This is a genomic window from Commensalibacter sp. W6292M3 (assembly GCF_016101315.1).
GTDB classification, from domain to species: domain Bacteria; phylum Pseudomonadota; class Alphaproteobacteria; order Acetobacterales; family Acetobacteraceae; genus Commensalibacter; species Commensalibacter melissae.
This window is the reverse complement of record NZ_JACFQT010000002.1, coordinates 230307-248338: the sequence shown is the minus strand read 5'-3', so window position 1 is coordinate 248338 and position 18032 is coordinate 230307. Positions and strand designations below refer to the sequence as shown.

General features: G+C 36.9%; 21 protein-coding genes. 9 read left to right on the top strand and 12 right to left on the bottom strand.

Going from position 1 to position 18032, the window contains the following annotated elements:
* Positions 1–13: 13 nt before the first annotated feature.
* Positions 14–958: a lysophospholipid acyltransferase family protein gene (locus tag H3T57_RS06710; protein WP_198193616.1), complete on the top strand. Its 945-nt coding sequence runs from the start codon at positions 14–16 to the stop codon at positions 956–958.
* Here the strand turns inward: H3T57_RS06710 and H3T57_RS06705 are convergent.
* Positions 955–2238 carry a penicillin-binding protein activator gene (locus H3T57_RS06705; RefSeq protein WP_198193615.1) on the bottom strand — a complete coding sequence of 428 codons (1284 nt, stop codon included), beginning with the start codon at positions 2236–2238 and terminating at the stop codon, positions 955–957. The two genes, H3T57_RS06710 and H3T57_RS06705, sit on opposite strands and share 4 nt — an antisense overlap.
* A gap of 104 nt (positions 2239–2342) precedes the next feature.
* Between H3T57_RS06705 and rsmI the strand changes: the two genes are divergently transcribed.
* Positions 2343–3266: a 16S rRNA (cytidine(1402)-2'-O)-methyltransferase gene (gene rsmI / locus H3T57_RS06700; protein WP_198193614.1), complete on the top strand. Its 924-nt coding sequence runs from the start codon at positions 2343–2345 to the stop codon at positions 3264–3266.
* Between the two features lie 3 nt (positions 3267–3269).
* Here the strand turns inward: rsmI and H3T57_RS06695 are convergent, their stop codons facing one another.
* From H3T57_RS06695 to H3T57_RS06680, 4 genes are all read right to left on the bottom strand, one after another.
* Positions 3270–3923: an outer membrane lipoprotein carrier protein LolA gene (locus H3T57_RS06695; protein WP_198193613.1), complete on the bottom strand. Its 654-nt coding sequence runs from the start codon at positions 3921–3923 to the stop codon at positions 3270–3272.
* Positions 3924–3956: 33 nt separating this feature from the next.
* Positions 3957–5120 carry an iron-containing alcohol dehydrogenase gene (locus H3T57_RS06690; RefSeq protein ID WP_155564765.1) on the bottom strand — a complete coding sequence of 388 codons (1164 nt, stop codon included), beginning with the start codon at positions 5118–5120 and terminating at the stop codon, positions 3957–3959.
* A gap of 90 nt (positions 5121–5210) precedes the next feature.
* On the bottom strand, positions 5211–6596 hold the full coding sequence (locus H3T57_RS06685; RefSeq protein ID WP_198193612.1) for a glutamate--cysteine ligase: 1386 nt from the start codon (positions 6594–6596) through the stop codon (positions 5211–5213).
* Between the two features lie 53 nt (positions 6597–6649).
* Entirely contained in the window at positions 6650–7384 is a 735-nt protein-coding gene (locus H3T57_RS06680; protein WP_155564763.1) for a 16S rRNA (uracil(1498)-N(3))-methyltransferase, read from the bottom strand.
* A 133-nt stretch (positions 7385–7517) separates the two neighbouring features.
* On the opposite strand from H3T57_RS06680, the gene ubiA reads away from it, so the two are divergent.
* Complete coding sequence (gene ubiA / locus H3T57_RS06675; protein ID WP_198193611.1) at positions 7518–8435, top strand: 4-hydroxybenzoate octaprenyltransferase; 918 nt, start codon at positions 7518–7520, stop codon at positions 8433–8435.
* Positions 8432–9082, top strand: coding sequence for a methyltransferase (locus tag H3T57_RS06670; RefSeq protein ID WP_155564761.1), 651 nt, complete (start codon positions 8432–8434; stop codon positions 9080–9082). Before ubiA ends, H3T57_RS06670 begins: the two co-directional genes overlap by 4 nt.
* On the opposite strand, the gene H3T57_RS06665 is transcribed toward H3T57_RS06670, so the two are convergent.
* The 3 genes from H3T57_RS06665 to queE are packed head-to-tail and all read right to left on the bottom strand — an operon-like array spanning position 9079 to position 10971.
* Positions 9079–9612, bottom strand: coding sequence for a 6-carboxytetrahydropterin synthase (locus H3T57_RS06665; protein WP_110439226.1), 534 nt, complete (start codon positions 9610–9612; stop codon positions 9079–9081). The two genes, H3T57_RS06670 and H3T57_RS06665, sit on opposite strands and share 4 nt — an antisense overlap.
* The gene (queC, locus tag H3T57_RS06660; protein ID WP_198193610.1) at positions 9605–10336 is read right to left on the bottom strand and encodes a 7-cyano-7-deazaguanine synthase QueC; all 732 of its coding nucleotides are present in this window, start codon (positions 10334–10336) and stop codon (positions 9605–9607) included. Before queC ends, H3T57_RS06665 begins: the two co-directional genes overlap by 8 nt.
* Positions 10336–10971: a 7-carboxy-7-deazaguanine synthase gene (gene queE, locus H3T57_RS06655; protein WP_155568680.1), complete on the bottom strand. Its 636-nt coding sequence runs from the start codon at positions 10969–10971 to the stop codon at positions 10336–10338. Before queE ends, queC begins: the two co-directional genes overlap by 1 nt.
* 234 nt (positions 10972–11205) lie before the next feature.
* On the opposite strand from queE, the gene H3T57_RS06650 reads away from it, so the two are divergent.
* The 4 genes from H3T57_RS06650 (at position 11206) to H3T57_RS06635 (ending at position 14813) form a co-directional block, all read left to right on the top strand.
* The gene (locus tag H3T57_RS06650; protein WP_198193609.1) at positions 11206–12099 is read left to right on the top strand and encodes a LysR family transcriptional regulator; all 894 of its coding nucleotides are present in this window, start codon (positions 11206–11208) and stop codon (positions 12097–12099) included.
* 177 nt (positions 12100–12276) lie between these two features.
* Entirely contained in the window at positions 12277–13323 is a 1047-nt protein-coding gene (locus H3T57_RS06645; RefSeq protein ID WP_408869330.1) for a quinone oxidoreductase family protein, read from the top strand.
* A 57-nt stretch (positions 13324–13380) separates the two neighbouring features.
* Positions 13381–14160, top strand: coding sequence for a glucose 1-dehydrogenase (locus H3T57_RS06640; protein WP_198193608.1), 780 nt, complete (start codon positions 13381–13383; stop codon positions 14158–14160).
* A gap of 455 nt (positions 14161–14615) precedes the next feature.
* A complete protein-coding gene (locus H3T57_RS06635) occupies positions 14616–14813 on the top strand; it encodes a hypothetical protein (RefSeq protein WP_196424184.1) in 198 nt (65 codons plus the stop codon).
* Positions 14814–14864: 51 nt separating this feature from the next.
* Here H3T57_RS06635 and H3T57_RS09105 read toward each other — a convergent pair whose 3' ends face one another.
* From H3T57_RS09105 to H3T57_RS06620, 4 genes are all read right to left on the bottom strand, one after another.
* Positions 14865–15704: an MFS transporter gene (locus tag H3T57_RS09105; RefSeq protein WP_232349781.1), complete on the bottom strand. Its 840-nt coding sequence runs from the start codon at positions 15702–15704 to the stop codon at positions 14865–14867.
* A gap of 191 nt (positions 15705–15895) precedes the next feature.
* A complete protein-coding gene (locus H3T57_RS09100; protein ID WP_232349780.1) occupies positions 15896–16186 on the bottom strand; it encodes a hypothetical protein in 291 nt (96 codons plus the stop codon).
* 191 nt (positions 16187–16377) lie between these two features.
* Positions 16378–16650, bottom strand: coding sequence for a hypothetical protein (locus H3T57_RS06625; RefSeq protein WP_198193607.1), 273 nt, complete (start codon positions 16648–16650; stop codon positions 16378–16380).
* A gap of 64 nt (positions 16651–16714) precedes the next feature.
* Positions 16715–16987, bottom strand: a complete 273-nt coding sequence (locus H3T57_RS06620) for a hypothetical protein (protein ID WP_155564751.1) — start codon at positions 16985–16987, stop codon at positions 16715–16717.
* 225 nt (positions 16988–17212) lie between these two features.
* On the opposite strand from H3T57_RS06620, the gene H3T57_RS06615 reads away from it, so the two are divergent.
* Entirely contained in the window at positions 17213–17992 is a 780-nt protein-coding gene (locus H3T57_RS06615; RefSeq protein ID WP_198193606.1) for a hypothetical protein, read from the top strand.
* Positions 17993–18032 lie beyond the last annotated feature (40 nt).

The following is an 18032-nucleotide window of genomic DNA, read 5'->3' as shown; positions in this document are numbered from 1 at the left end:
AAAAATTTCCTTCATGTCCTTGCCCTTACCATCCCGTCAGATTATTTCCAATTGGTTGAAACAATGTTTATATTACGGTGAATATCTGATCGCTGAAATTTGTATAAACCTGTTACAAAAACTTTCTCCAGAACAAGCCTCCAATCTAGGTGGATGGATTTGTCAAAAAATTGGCACGAAACTTCCCGTTTCCAAAATAGCTGATAGAAATCTAAAATTTGTCATGCCTGATCTGTCCTTGCAGGAAAGACAAAAAATTATAGCAGGCGTATGGGAAAATCTTGGAAGAACAGTTGGAGAATTTCCACATCTTGCTAATCTTGAACAAAATACCAAACAAGGTGCGGGCTGGGAAATCATTGGGGAAAATTATTTAATTGGACAGGCAAAGCGTAAAGGACCGGTTTTATTTGTATCAGGTCATCTTGGAAACTGGGAAATGTTGCCACCGGGGGTTGCACAATATGGGGTTCCTTTTTCTTCTTTTTTCCGTGCAGCTAGCAACCCCTATGTAAATGAGCTTATCCTTCAATTACGATATCAAGCCATGCAACAAAAAATTCCCATGTTTGCAAAGGGAGCAAAAGGGGCAAAACAAGCATTAAGACACCTTTTACAAGGAAAAAGACTTGGTGTTCTAAGTGATCAGAAGATGAATGATGGCATTCGGGTTAATTTTTTTGGAAAACCTGCAATGACCTCTTCCGCTGTTGCAAGCCTGGCCCTGAAATTACGTTGTCCCATCATTCCCGGTTATGTAAAACGACTTGGACCTGCAAGGCTGCGCATTATTGTCGAAACACCCATTGATTATTCGGATCTGGTCGAAAACAATATAGAAAATGTTCGAATATTAACCCAACGCATAAATGACAAAATTGAAGAATGGATAAGGAAACAACCAGAACAATGGCTCTGGCTGCATAAAAGATGGCCAAAAGAATACTATAAACCCTAATGTGTCATACTGCCCGATGTATTATCTTTTGGAGTTGAAATCATTTTTGCTCCACCAAAGGACTGAATTTCAAAAATCTGTAAATCACGTTTTACTGTTCCATCGGGATGCAGGGCAAAAAAGCCATCAATACCATTAAATCCATCCGGTCGCGTTAGATTTTCTATTGAGAAACCACCTGGACGTTTTCTCAAACTGTTTGCCAATGCAGCTGAATCATAGGTGAAGTCCGCTAGGGGTTTTGGGGTTTGTCCATATCTTGCCATATATTGCCGGATAAATTCCTGACGTTTGACCGGATTGGGCGCGACATACCAGGCCCCTTTTAATTTTCCCAACTTACCGGCAAAAGATGACCATAAAGTAGGTCCCATAATCCTGACCTGGCTTGTAGAAACCTGCACTTCATTCATCGCATTGATAACAGACTGCAACTGTAATCCTGTATCAGCCAAAAGCAAGGCGTCAAACGGAGGTTTATCCAGTTTCAGTTTTTTTGTCTCGACCTTTTTTTCAGGTTTTGAAGGAATAAGTTCATTTTGTAAACTATCTCCATCTTCCTTGGATCCATTCGCTGCAGTGGTATCAGTTGAATTCTGGTTTTGAGAGTTTATTTTAGCCGCTTCCATTCTTTCATCAAAATTTGACATTGATTTCAATTTTTGTGTGATGTCAGACAGGTCAGCCGCATGATACACGATTGTGGGTTGCATCAATCCCTGATCAGAGCAGCTTTTAATTAATCCATCTGCCATTGCCCGACCAAAACTGTTATCAGGTAAAAAAGCTGCAAATTTCATTCGCCCTTCATTTTTGGCTGCTTTTACCAAAGTTTCAATTTGCTGATTTTGCGTAATTCCAAAAATCCACACATTTGAAGATGCAATTGAAGCATTACTGCTATAGGAAAGAACCGGAATATTGACCGCACCTGTCACTGCTGCAACCTCTGTTGTATCCTTAGCTGTCAAGGGACCAAGAATAATGCCATCACCTGCCTCAATGGCTTTATGGGCTGCTGCAGAAGCCCCACCCGTTTCTGCCGTATCATGAACGTCGAGTGCAGAGGGTTCATCAATGGCGAGCCGGGCGGCTTTTAACATATTGTTTCCCAATCCGCCATTTCTCCCCGTCAAGGGAAGAAGAAGCCCAATTTGTTTTTTGGAAGGTTGTTGCAAATTTTGAGTAGGTGTCGTAATAGGAGTATTATTATCACTATGACTAGAAGAACAAGCTGCCAGCAAGCATACAGGGATAGTGACCTTTAACAAATTTGCCATAAAAGAATTCAATCCCAAACAATTTTGTTTAAAAGGTATTTTCTGCTCTATCAATAGTATTCTCCTTTGATTTAATCAAAATCTGATTATCAGTTATTATTAAAATGCAAAAACAAAATATTCAATCAAATATTAACACAATCCAATCAAACAGGCTTTTACATAATCGTACCATTGAAAATAATGCTCGATTTTTTCTGGTTTCGACACCAATTGGCAATCTTGGTGACCTAAGTTTTCGTGCCAAAATGATTTTACAGGAATGCGATTTGATTTTGTGTGAAGATACACGGGTCAGTGCAAAACTTCTATCAACCTATGGTATTACAACCCCAACCGAATGCCTGCATCAACATAATGAAACCCATCGTATCCATCATGTTTTAAATTTACTTCACCAGGGTAAAAAAATTGCATTGATTTCTGATGCTGGCACCCCTTTGGTATCTGATCCAGGATATCAACTAACCCATGCTGTCATAAAAGAAAATATTAAAATTACAGCCATTCCAGGCGCAAATGCAGCTTTAATGGCATTAACTTTATCAGGACTTCCACCACATCCCTATTTATTTATTGGTTTTCCGCCACCAAAATCAACAGCTCGGCAAAATTCTTTTGCTATCTTAAAGGCAGTAGAAAATATAGGACTGACCCCAACCTATATCTGGCATGAAGCACCCCATCGATTGATCGATATGCTAAAAGATTTGAAAGAGGTTTTTGGCGAAAATCGTGAGGCAGCCGTAGCTAGAGAATTGACAAAAAAATTCGAAGAAATTCAACGTGGTACTTTAAAATCTTTGCTTGATCAATTTTCCCAAATCTCACCAAAAGGTGAAATGATTGTATTATTGGCCCCCCCCTCTTCAGAAAAAAATAACCATGATATGATAGATCTTGATGCAAATCTTATTGAGGCCTTAAAAACAATGTCCATTAAAGACGCTGCCCAAGTTGTGTCCACCGCTCTTCACTTGCCCAAAAAAATTGTTTATAAACGTGCGCTTGAACTGCAAAAAATATAATCCTTATTCATCATCCTTAAAATGAATGTTAAATAACTCATCAGAAACAGATTTTTTAGGATGAAGGTCATACAGGTCAACTTTGGTAACCTGACCCTGCGCATCAACAACCTCCCATCCTCTTAAAACCATATAATTTTGATTGAATATCAACGTCAAGCTTCCTTCTGAAGGAGAGGCCGTCCTGACAACCGTGACCTGAATTAAACCATTTTCCTTTTCATATTTAACAATCGTGACATCTCCGGAAAAATGAAGATCCGGCTTTAATAACAGTCCTAATGGATTTTGATCAATTGGAATGGTGGTTGTTTGACCAACAGCTCCATCATGAAAAACCATTTTCCCTTCATTCGCTACCAACAATAATTGACTGGGTTTATCATATTCAAACCTGATCCGCCCTGGACGCTTGATCCAAACCTGTCCAGTGCTTCGTTGACCATTCGGGGCAATCTGCTGAAAATTGGCTTTCATTATTGTCAGATTATCAATCCAATTTTCCAACTGCTGAATATTATTTAGCTGCTTGGACGTCAGTGTCACACCCGTCATTGCATTCCCTGTCTTATCCTGAGCAAAAGCAAGATTTCTTAAACCAACCATTTCCAAAACGGTAATAAAACAGCAAATGGAAACAACTTTCAACAATCGCATGGCAAAACCCTTTTAGCAGAAATGTAATTATTGTTACAGACTTGCCTGCACAATACGATAACTTACATCAGGTGTAATATTTTTTCTTTCCCCCAATGCGGTCATATGATGTCTCTTTAATTGCTCAATTACCTTTTCCGCAGCATTATTATCAATATCATATTCGTGTAAATAGGTTTTTACACCAAAACTTTCAAAAAATTCCCTTGTTTTCCTGATTGCTTCATCAATAATCTTTTCATCACTATATCCTGTTAATCCCCATACTCTCTTACCATATTGAAGAAGTTTTTCACGTTTATCTTGACGCATTTCCTCTAATAAGGATGGAAGTACAATCGCCAAAGTCTGCCCATGATCAAGACCATACAAAATTGTCAGTTCATGTCCAATCATATGAGTGGCCCAATCTTCCGGAACCCCTGCGGCAATCAAGCCATTTAGGGCCATTGTTGCTGCCCATACAAAATTTGCGCGAGATTCATAATCCTCTGGATTATTATAGGTCTTTGGACCCTCTTCAATTAAAGTTAACAAAATCCCTTCAGCAAAACGATCTTGAATGGATCCATTAACTGGATAAGTCAAATATTGTTCTGTAGTATGGACAAAAGCATCAATAATTCCGTTTGCAACTTGCTTTTTCGGTAAACTGAATGTTTTCGTTGGATCCAGAATAGAAAATACAGGATATAAAAGCTCGTTTTTAATCGGCAATTTATCTTCTGTTGTCTTCCGTGAGATAACAGCATTACTGTTCATTTCCGAACCTGTTGCCGGTAAGGTCAAAACAAATCCGAAAGGAACAATCTGCTGAATATCTTTTCCACCATCAAGTACCAATTTCCAAGGATCATCCTTGCAATGTACTGCCCCGGCGATAAATTTGGTCCCGTCCATGACAGATCCTCCGCCAACGCCCAATATAAAATCAAAATTTTCCTGACGAATTTTCTCAACAGCTTTCATGAGAGTTTCAAAAATAGGATTGGCTTCTATTCCTTCAAAAATCTCGACATGACGACCACCCAATGCCTTTTGTACCTCAGCAAGGGTTCCATTTTTGCGAACACTGCCCCCTCCTATAGTAATTAGTACTTTTGCATTTTTAGGAATTAAGCTGTTCAATTTTTCAATTGTATTTTGTCCGAAAACGATACGTGTTGGATTATAAAATTCAAAATTTTGAATCGACATGACTAAATTCCTTTTATAAAATCAATTTATTAATTTACAATATTCAACCTTAATGACTCAAAGAACAATAAAATTAATTTTTTATCTTCCCTAAATCATAGACTCTTTCATAATTCGCCTTACATCTCCCCTCCAAACCGTTTCATAACGGTGTAACCAATATTCAGACTGGGTTGGACCTCCCTCAGCAATTTCAAATAGGGGAATCAGATACTTGGTTTCATCATCACCATTCTCATCCTTAAAATTGCGATTTTTCAATCCTTGTTGAGCCAACTGAAGAAGACGCCTCATAAATTCCCTAAGGTTTTCTCTACCGATTGATGCTGACAATCCCTGTCCGATCACTTTATTTCTTAAAGCTTTATAGACAGACCATTCCTGTTCCCTGACCAGCTTTTCCACGGCCAGCAACGTTGAAGAATCATACAATAATCCCGTCCAGAAAGCCGACATTGCAATCATCATTTCCCTTGATCCTGCATCCGCACCCCGCATTTCAAGATATTGTTTCAAACGGACATCAGGAAAGGCGACTGTTATATGGTTTTTAAAATCTCCCATGGTCAGTTTCTCATGCTCCAAACCCGCAGGTGTTCTACCCTGTATCCATGCCCGAAAAGATGCCCCGGAAACATCAATCATCTTACCATGACGAATGACAAAATACATCGGCACATCCAACAGCCACTCGATATAGTGTTCGAAACCAAAATGATCGTCAAAAAAAACATCGGGCATACCTGCACGCTGATTATCCGTATCTGTCCAGATATATGCACGCATTGACTGCAACCCGCTCGGTTTTCCTTCATAAAAGGGTGAATTTGCAAATAGAGCGGTAAATATGGGCTGTAAAGCCAAAGATACACGCATTTTACGTGCCATGTCTTTTTCTGAAGAAAAATCCAGGTTGACCTGAACTGTACAAGTTCTTGTCATCATATCCAGGCCAAGTTTTCCAACCTTTGGCATATAGGCTTTCATAATTTCATATCGCTTTTTGGGCATCCAGGGCATTTGGTCACGTCGTGCAAACGGATGAAATCCCAAAGGAGAAAATCCCAATGCCAAAGAGTCAGCAGCACGATGCATATCCTGAAAATGCAAATCCATTTCCCGGCGCGTTTCATGCAAAGTTTCAACAGGCGCCCCAGATAGCTCAAATTGTCCAGCCGGTTCAAGGGAAATCGAACCCCTGTCACCATTAAATCCGATAAGGTTATTCATATCGTAAAGCGGCTGCCAGCTTTCATGCTGATCTTGAATATTTTTTAAAACATCCTCTATTCCATCCGGTTTATAAGCGGGAGGGAATAAATAATCACGATCATTCTGAGAATTAATGAATCCAAATTTTTCATGCTCAGTACCAATACGCCAATTTTGAACAGGTTTACATCCACCGGCCAAATAATCAGCCAATTGTTTTACGGAAGTTACTAGAGTCTGATCATGATCAATTAAACTGGACATATACAATCTATCTACATTTACATTTTTAAAAAAGAAGTAATTATTATACTATATTAAGCTTTTACATAAGGAAATAATTTTGCAAGTCCTGCAGCAATAGCTGTTTCCGCTTTTAAAACAAGATTTCCCAAGGATATAGGAAGTATAAATTTATAAGAAAGTAATTTTTCGATTTCACATTCATCAAACCCTCCTTCGGGACCAATAAGGAGCCCTTCGTTTCCATTATATAATGGTTGAAAAGTTGCATCAATCTTTCTTTCATTTCCACGCTCTAGCGCTATCAGCAAAGGCTTGTCCTGTGGCCAAACATCACAAATTTCGAATAGGGAACAAAGTGACCTTATTTCGGGAATGGTCAAACGGTTACTTTGTTCTGCAGCCTCTTTGGCGATAGCCAGTAACCTTTCATCTTTAATTCTTTGACTGTTTGTTCGCAATGTCTGAACAGGCTGAATAATTCTGACCCCCAATTCAGTCGCCATACGAACAGCCAAATCTGTTGCATCTCGTTTCAAGGGTGCAAAAAGCAAGGTTGGTCCATGAGCAAGAATGGGTAACCTTACCTGCTCCAACAGATGAACAACCCCTTTGTTTTTGGATATATGCTCTATTTCACCAATCCACTCTCCATCTCGGTTATTAAACAAAATAACTCTGCCACCTTTTTTCAATCGTAAAACATTTCCTAGATAATGAACAATTGTAGCGGATAAATAACAAGGTTCATTTGCAACCAATGTTATAGATTGATCTAAATCAATATAGATACGCGGTACAAAAGACATTCATTCCACCATTCTGTAACAAAATATTCAAACAATCTTTTTCTAGTAAAAAAACAGTTTTATACTATAAAATCCATAAAGCTTTTACACCATCCTCGATATTCAGGCACAAATTTGCCTTTTGGAATTAACTGTGAATCAAAAATCATCATATTCTGATATCAATTTATCAAGTTGGATTAATTTTTTACCGTCTTCCTTAAAACCTTATGCCATTTTATCCAGACTGGATCGCCCGATTGGAAACTGGCTTCTCTTTATCCCGGGGTTATGGGGAATCCTATTACCCCATCAAATCAATTGGGCAATACGCTTAAAACTCATATTTCTTTTTGCGCTGGGCAGTATCATCATGCGCAGCGCCGGTTGTGTTGTAAATGATATATGGGATCGTGATTTTGACCGTCAGGTTGCCAGAACACAACAAAGGCCCCTTGCAAATAATACAATTTCCCTAAAAAGAGCAGTTTGTTTTTTACTTGTTCTCTTGGCTCTTGGTTTTCTCGTTTTATTACAGCTAAATCCGCTTTCATGGCTTTTGGGCGCTTCCTCCCTAATTCTTGTTGCTCTCTATCCTGGTGCAAAAAGAATTTTTGCTTGGCCACAACTTGTTCTGGGATTTACATTTGGATTTGGTGCCCCCCTTGGATATACCGCCGCTACAGGCTGTTTATCCTGGTCCCAATTTGCGTTATATGCCGCAACTATTTTTTGGCAAATCGGTTTTGATACTATTTACGGATATCAGGATATAGAAGATGATCAACGAATTGGTGTCAAATCAACCGCCCGATGGGCCGGGGAGGCAGGAAAGATTTTCGTGGGTACAAATTATGGCTTTTGTATCATAATGTTATTGATTGCCATGATTTTAAATCAGAATAGCTGGGTTTCTTTCTGTGCCCTTCTCTTACCCTTGAGCCATTTTATATGGCAGCTTAAAAACTTTGACTTATGCAACCCAACCTGTTGCCTAATATTGTTCAAATCCAATCGTGATGCCGGTATATTGATCGCCCTGGCTTTATTAATGGGAAATATTTTTCAATGAATCCGGCACTATTCCAAAAATTTATTTCCGATTATACCATTTTAAAAGAAGTTGATTTTGTTCCGGAAATTTCACTTTATCAAGCCAGTGATATTACACCTATTTGGCAAGCGACTGAAAACTGGCTTGCCGAGCAAAATATTGAACCGCCTTTCTGGGCTTTTGCCTGGCCTGGAGGAAAAGCACTCGCACGGTATATTATAGATCATCCTCGATTTGTTAAACAGAAAAAAGTCCTGGATTTTGCAGCAGGATGTGGAATTGCCGCCATTGCAGCGGGCAAAAACAACGCGCAATTTATTGAAGTCGCAGATATTGACCCTCTGGCACAGCAAGCGTGTGCATCAAATGCAAAGGCCAATCATATTCTTCTAGATAAAAATTCCAAAAATATTGTTGGACTACCCTGTCAATGGGATCTGATTCTTTGTGGTGACGTTTGTTATGAAGCCCCAATGACCAGGCATATCTGGCCCTGGCTAAAAAAATGTGCCGCCACCGGTGCACAGGTCATTATTGCAGATCCTGGACGTAATTATTTACCCAAAGAAGAACTTTTCCCTATTCATGAATATAATATTCCGACAACAATGGAACTGGAAGATTGTACCAGTCGTCACACGATATTATATCAACTCACCCTCTAGATTTCCAAATCAGAAATTGACATATCCGGCCGTTCCCACCAATGACCTTGTCCATTTTTCGATTGGGGAACAAAATCAAAAGGATTGCCCGAAAAACTGACCGTATTTGTCGGGGTTTCCTTGATATCGATTTTAAAACAATATAAGCCGGTTTTTTCTGCATCCAAAATTGTATTGACCTTGATCATTAATAAACAAGCCATTAATTCAGTTGTTGGATCACCTGGTGTCACGACTAAATGCCTTACACGTTTTGGTTCATTTTTGATAAACCAGGGCAAAAGGGGATCATCTTCTGAAAGCTGAAAAGAATGATCTATGGAACCATCCACAAATTGATGCCATTTCTTTTTTGCATAATAGAAAGGAAGGACCATATTTGCAGAACCATCCAGTCTTTCCGCTTCATGAGCCTTTAAATAAACGCTCACCTCTTCATTATGCCCATGCGGTGTGGCACAAATATCTCCAGCCCCGTGAATCAAACGATGCCCCATAGAATAACGACGAGTAAAAACCAAATCAAACACCAAACATTTCCTTTTGCCGCAAATAGGTCTCCCATCCAGCCTGACGTAATTCGCAGGCAGGACAATGACCACAACCATATCCCCATTCATGATAATGGGTACGATCGCCCAAATAACAACTATGCGTTTCCTTATTGATTAATTCAATAAGTGAATCATTTCCCAAAGTTTCAGCCAATTTCCATTCTGCAGCCTTGTCAAGCCACATTAATGGTGTATGCAAAACAAATCGCGTATTCATTCCCAGATTAAGCGCAACCTGCAAAGCTTTTAACGTATCGTCCCGACAATCAGGATATCCTGAAAAATCTGTTTCACACATGCCACCAACCAAATGCCGCAAATTTCTTCTGTTTGCAATAATCGCGGCATAAGTTAAAAAAAGTAAATTCCTTCCAGGAACAAAGGTCGAAGGTAATCCCTGCTTATTCCATTCAATTTCGGTTTCCCGCGTTAAGGATGTATCAGAAATCGCTCCCAAATCTGATAATTTCAAAATATGATCCTCTCCAAGACGCTCTCTCCATTCCGGTTGAATATTCAAGATCTTTTCGCGAATTACCGAACGGCATTCCATTTCCACAAAATGACGTTGTCCATAATCAAATCCTAGCGTCTCGACAATTGGGAAATGTGTCAAAGCCCAGGCCAAACAGGTTGTTGAATCCTGGCCTCCCGAAAATAAAACCAGGGCCCCTTCTGAAAAATCTGCTGTTTTTTTCATTATGGAATTCCTATTAATTTATGTGTTTGCAATGAAAGGTACCATTTTGGATTATCCTGACAGTATTGGATTGCCTGACGCAAATGTTTATCTCTCTGCTCATCATCCCTAGGCTGCAAACGAAAACTCTTAAAAGATAATGATTCAAATTTCTGGGGATCCATCGCTTCTTGCGGATACACTAATTTCAATTCATCCCCATGCATTTGCATTAGGGCAGCCCCTTGTTTGGGACTTACACAAATCCAATCCACCCCTTTTGGTACAGGCATCGTTCCATTTGTCTCAACAGCAATAAAAAAACCTTTTTTCTTCAGAACATCAATCAAGGATTTATCTAGCTGCAACAAAGGTTCCCCTCCGGTAAAAACAACAAAACGATAGGAAGTGTCCCTTTCTCCCCAATGTTTTTCAATAGCTATGGCCAACGAATTTGCATCTTCAAATCGTCCACCACCAGAACCATCCATTCCGACAAAATCTGTATCACAAAACTGACAAATCGCAGTAGCTCGGTCTTTTTCCTGTCCGGACCACAAGTTACAACCGGAGAAACGGCAAAAAACCGCTGTCCTGCCTGCAAAATAGCCTTCTCCCTGCAAGGTAAGAAAAATTTCTTTTACTGCATAGCTCATTATCTTAATTTCAAAACTGTTCAAACAATCAATGAAGTATTCTAGTACCATATAATTTTTTATCTTTTAAAGATAAAATTTATTACAGGTTTTCCTTGTATACAAAATTTGAAATTGTTTCGAATGGAAATTCGAATACACTATATATATGAAATAATTCTTTAATTTCTAACCAAACTTTAAAATTTATTCTTCAATTTAATATTCTTATTTTTTCAAACCTATGACAATAAAATGAAAAAAACGACACTTAATGCATTGCAATCATTTTTAGCCGTAGCACGAAATAAAAGCTTTACAAAAGCTGCAACTGAATTAGGAATAACTCCATCAGCTTTAAGCCATATAATCAAAGATCTTGAAGAACAACTTGGTTTACGATTACTCGCCAGAACGACACGCAATGTTTCTCCAACCAAAATTGGTGAACAATTAATAACATCGGTTGGATTTCATTTAAATCAAATAAATTTGGAACTTGAAAAGCTCAATGAATTACGTGGTAAACCAGTAGGTACTATAAGAATAACTTGTACTGATGATTCTATTGAAATGTGTCTAAGACCTCTTTTAAAAGATTTTTTTATACAATACCCTGATATTATCTTAGAATTACATATCAATTATGAATTTATAAATATTATAGAACATAAATTTGATGCCGGTATTCGTCTTGTAAATTCCATAGACAAAGATATGATTGCTGTTCGTATAGGAACCAATTGGCGCATGGCTGTAGTCGGGTCTCCTGATTATTTTCAACAAAATTCATTTCCAACAACCCCATATGAATTGATCCATCATAAATGCATCAATATTCGACATAATAATTCCGGAAACATTTATGCCTGGGAATTCAGAAAACATAATGAAAAATTCACGGTCAAAGTTAATGGGCCTCTCATTTTAAATAGCAGTTTACAAATGTTGAATAGTGCCCTTGATGGAATAGGTTTGGCCTTTATTCCCCAACCACTTGCTGCACCTTATTTACACAATGGTCAATTACAAGAGACATTGAATGATTGGTGCCCTGTTTTCCAAGGATTTCACCTATATTATCCCAATCGTAGAAATATGTCGTTAGCCTTTTCTAATTTTATTCAAGCTATTCGATATAGAGATTAAATCAATTTCTATTAACAATTTACTTGAAAAATTTGAATCAATATCAAGAAATTCATACAGATGATCTTGAAATTCAATATTTTTATTTGTGATTTTTTCTCATAACCACATAAAACTTATTAAATCTAATCACGTTAATCTATTCCCTTTATAATTAAATCCATCCGCAATTTTTAAATCATCCATTCTATTGATTTTATTAAAAAATCTACGACACGAATTGAAAATACATTTACAAATCTAGGAATACAGATAATTAAAGCCATACGAATTCATAATTATGGTGATCCAAATGTTTTAAATTATGAAGAGATACCTATTGTTCATCCCAAAGCTGGAGAGGTTCTTATCCGTAATCGAGCAATTGGAGTCAATTTTGTCGATATTTATTTAAGAAAAGGGATTTTTAATACACCACTTCCATTTATTCCAGGTAAAGAGGGGGCTGGCGATATTATTGCCATTGGTGAGGGAGTAAAAGATTTTTCCGTTGGGGATCGAGTAGCTTATATCGAAACCTTGGGTGCTTATGCAGAACAAACAATTGTTCCTGTACATTTTCTTGTACCCTTGCCTGATAATATCTCTTATGAAACTGCAGCCGCATCCTTACTCAAAGGATTAACAGCCCGGTTTTTAATCCGACAAACCTTTCAAGTTAAAGCAAACCATATTCTTTTAGTGCATGCGGCGGCAGGTGGTGTTGGACGTATCCTGACACAATGGGCCAAACATCTTGGAGCAATTATTATCGGTACCGTTGGTTCTTCGGAAAAAATCAGAATTGCCAAACAAAATGGTTGTGATTATGTAATAAACTATAATGAATGTGATTTTGTGACACAAGTTAAAACCATCACTCATGGTCAGGGATGTCATGTTGTTTATGATAGTATTGGTAAAAAAACCTTTCCTGGTTCACTGGATTGCCTGCGTCCTTTTGGTTGTTTTGTTAGTTTTGGCTTTTCTTCAGGACTTATTCCGCCTTTTGATATTCTAACTTTATTAGAAAAAGGATCGCTTTATGCAACTTGGCCTGGCTTAACAACATATCTTTCCAAACGTTCCGACGTGCTTTCCATGAGTAAAGAGTTTTTTGATATTGTTTCAAATAATATTGTAAAAATTCAATCACCTTTTCAGTTATCTTTAGCACACGCTGCTGAAGCCCATCAGCGACTTGAATCACGCAAACTCACAAAAGCCACTGTACTGATTCCCTAAACAAAAGAATAAATAATAATTTTCATTAAATTGCTACTAGGAAAAAGGAATTAAAAAATGACTATAAATCAAAATAAACGTTTTACTGATAAAGTTGCCTTTATTACAGGTGCAGCAGGAGGTATTGGTAAGGCCACAGCCCTTGCTTTTGCAAGAGAAGGAGCAAATATAATTTTAGTGGATCTGGACGAAATTAGGTTGGAGGAAACCGTAAACCTTATTGAAAAAATTGGGCAACATGCCTTGGCTATTACTGCTGATGTAAGAAATAGCCAACAGATAAAAAATACTGTCGATCGTGCAGTTGCCACGTTTGGTCATATTGATCTAGCATTTAATAATGCTGGTGTTGAACAACCTGTTGGACCGATTGGTGAAGTTACAGAAGACGATTGGTACCATTATATTAATATAAACCTAAATGGTGTTTTCTTATGTATGAAATATCTTATTCCAGTTATGCTTAGGAATGATGGAGGATCAATCGTTAATACTTCTTCCAGTGCAGGCATTATTGGTATTAAAGGGCAAGCTGCTTATGCCGCGACTAAATTTGGTATTATCGGTCTTACCAAATGTGCCGCACTTGATTATGCAAAATCAAACATTCGGATCAATGCCATTTGTCTTGGTATTATTGACACGCCAATGATTGAGCGATTCAGTGGTGGTACGCCTGAAGGAAAAGCTCGTGTAATTGCTCAAGAACCTATTGGCCGTCTTGGTAGACCTGAGGAAATCGCTGCTGCTGTATTATGGCTTAGTTCCAAAGAAGCTGCCTTTACTACTGGTCATGCCATGATTGTGGATGGTGGTCAGACTATTGGTATCAATTAAATATAATTGATTTTGTAAATCCTTATTTATAAAATCAAATAAAAATAAACTAAAACACTATTATATTGCCTATAAATAAAATATCTATTTCAAAAAAAGGTAGTTTTACAAAACTCAAAGGCAAAACGGTTATTGTTACGGGAGCAGATAGCGGTATAAGTAAAGCAATCGCACTTAAATATTTAGAAGAAGATATCAAGTGTGTTCTTGTCGATTTAAAAAACCTTCATGAATTGCACTTTATTACTTGAAGATCAATTTATTACTCTACACTGCTGATATCAGTAAAAAAGAGGATATATAACAAATTCTGTCAACCACTCTCCAAAACTTTAATAAAGTTGACATTTTATTTAATAGCGCAGGAATTTTTGACATGCAACCTTTATGGGATGAATCATGAGATGTCTTTGATCAATTATTTACCGTTAATGTAAAAGAATCATTTTTTTCTTATGCAAACTGTTGCCAAACAAATGGTAGAACAAAATGAAGATGGAAAAATTATCAATCTGTCATTTCAGGCTCCTCCCTTTGGGACGAATGGATTACCAGAAAATTTTATGGGAGCAGCTTTGTTTCTGGTATCTTCTGACTCAAATTATATAACAAACCAGACATTAAATATTGATGACGAGAATTATATGAATTAATTACAAAAACTGTCAAAATAAATATTACTGACAGTTTTGTTTTATCATAATCTAATTTTCCAAAATAATCTGATCATATTCTAGTTCAGTTCCATTTTCTTGAAATTTGACTCTTTCCTCTTTTGAAGGCTGTTTCACTTTAATCAATAACGTTAATAAGGCGGCAAAAACATATAGCCCCATATAAATTCCGATTGCTCCTCCAACCCCCAAGAAAGGTACCGCTGTAGTGGCAATAGCCGGACCAAGAAAATTGCTCAATCCAGCTGACAAATTATATATTGAAATTGCCGCCCCTTTATGATGCGGTTCCAGAGTTGTAAAAATAGCAGTCATAGGCATAAAAGAAGCAACCGTAATTCCAAACAAAATTGCCGGTATCATTGCCATCCAAATATTATGACCATATGTTATTGGAATGTAATAAAAACTGAAACAGGCAAAAACACCACCAATACAACCAACCCAGCGTACTTGCTGTAACCAACCAATATAATCTGCCAAAATACCCCATAAAATATTTGTAAAAATCGTAACAAACAAAAATAGTGTCCAGATATTTTGCCATTCAGTTTTAGAAAATCCCAATCCATGATCCTGGGATGTTTTTCCAACTAAAAACCAAGGCATTACAACGGCAAATCCAAATAAAGGTGTCGTATTAATGATACGAACCAGCGCAGCCATAAATATATTCTTGTTTCTGAATAAGATGGTAATTGCCTGACCTAATTCAGCTGTTTTCTCTTTAAAAGTCAGATTGGCTTTTTCCTTGTTGGTCCTTGCATTATGCAACGTAATTAATGCAATCAGTCCACCGACAATAAGCCAACCCAGAGACATCCATAAAATATTATATTCCCCAATAACCGGATTTATAAATCCTGGCAAAAAACCACCTATAACACCAAACCCAACAGAATATGCCGCCTAAAACCATCCCATTGCATTAGAAATTTGCAATTTATCAACATTGTAAATAACAAGCACAACAAAAGAATATAAAAACAAAGAATAGCCAAGTCCTCGAATGCCATAAAAAATCACCATCATCCAATAATTGTGATAGGTGAGGCCAAATATCATGAAGAATATATGCATGGCTGCCCAAATGGCAAATCCTGCAAACACATCGCTTTTTGTGGAGTAATAATTTCCGCAACAACCCCAGAACACCATGCGGACAAGGCAACCATTAACCCATAGACAGCAAAGACAAAACCTGACTGTGCTTCAGAAAATCCTATATCAGTTATATATTTCGATAAAAAAGCGGCCTCAAATCCATCCCCGGCCATAAATATCGCAATTGCAATATATCCCCAAATCAAAGGAACCATCATAAAACCAAATAAAGGCTTTTCTGTATTCATAAAAATAATCCTTTATCCATAAGGTTAAAGAATTATTATAAATTCAATTTATTGTTATTATAGATTTACTTTCGTAATTTTCCATATATATTTGCTAATACTTTTTTATAATAATTTTAATATTTAAACGTTATATTGCTTTGCTGTTTATTAGTTATACAAAGCAATATAATCAAGAATTCATGTGATGATCAGAATTGTATTGCAGTTATACAAGCAATCGCACCAAAAACAATACCTGGAGCGTTTGAGATTGCCACGGGCCAGTCTTTGATTTTAACAGCGTACCAAACCCATAATGCACCATTTACAGCAGCCACAGCCGGTTGATAGGGAGGTGTAATTTGACCATGAAGATTATCAATAATCTGAAAAACATATGAAACATACATACAACATGCCGTTAAGGTGGCTATCCAACCCACAATATGAATGTATTTGGGAATTTGATCTTTTTCTAACATTTTTATTCTTTACCTTAGAATTATTGCAAGTTTTCTATTACGAAAATTAGTTCGAAAAATTATTTTATTGATAAAACAATGCAGTAATCGCAGCGATAATTCCAAATAAAATTCCAGGAGCATTCGCGATCGCTACGGGCCAGTTTTTGACACGTACAGCATACCATACCCACAGTATACAGTTTAAAGCAGCCACAGCGGGCTGATAAGGCGGAGTTGGATGACCATTAAGATTATTGATAATTTGAGGAATATAAGATACATACATAAAACATGCCGTAAGAATTCCGATTGTGCTTACAATATGTAAATATGTGGGAATTCGTGTATTGGTCATTTTGCAACTTTCACAATAATAAGTTTAGAATTGTATCGTAGTATTCACCTTTATATATTTACGAAGGAAAGAAAAAACAATTAATAACATTAATTTATATTACAACAATAACTTTAATTAACAAATATTTTTTAAAATATAAAGATTAATTACTCTATATTTTTTATAATACTATTAAAATCCTGATATATTTCATTCTTTTTGTTATTTTTTAAAGGAAATTCTATGTTAAAAAAATTTTTATACATTTTTATATTTCTTATGATTATTTGCAATAACTTCATTGCAAAAACCAATGCAAAGGATCCTTTTTTTATTCAAGAAGATCATTATGAAAACTGGTCGCTAACCAAAAATTACACTCGAACCTGGTTAACTTCCACCGGGCAGAATAATGATCTTACAATAAAATTGCATCCTTACAGCTATTCATTAAGAATTTCCATTACCCTTAACAAATTACGGAGTAATCAACCAGTTATTGAACTAGATGTTGGTGATTTTACCTGTGAATTAAAGAAAGAGGAAACAGGCACTTACAAAACTGTCCTGGAACCTATTAGTACCGTTCAATTTATCAATAATCTGAAACAACAAAAAATATTCACATTAATTGTTGATGAACAAAAAAATTATACCATTCCCTTGGCAGGAATCAATAAGGCAATAAATGAAATGGAGAATTTCGCCAAAGATCATTACATTATTCTTCCCCCTCCATTTTCCTCAAAAATTGATGAATTCACGACAATGGATATACCCAATATCGTTCCTCCAGATCTATATCCCTTATTCAGACAACAGGCTGCACTGGCTAGAAAATGCAAAGAGGAAAAAAATGATAGGGAAACCTGCGAGAAAGAATATTCAACTGTTCTTGGTTTGCTAAAACAAAACAATATCTGTCAAAAAGAAAAAAATCAGTTCATGTTATCCTATAACAAATCCTCTCCAAAATCCTATCAATGGGTCAGTTGTAACGCTTTCCAGAAAGATAACGATTAAGGACTGATCCTGTATGAACAGCAATTGTTACAAATATAAA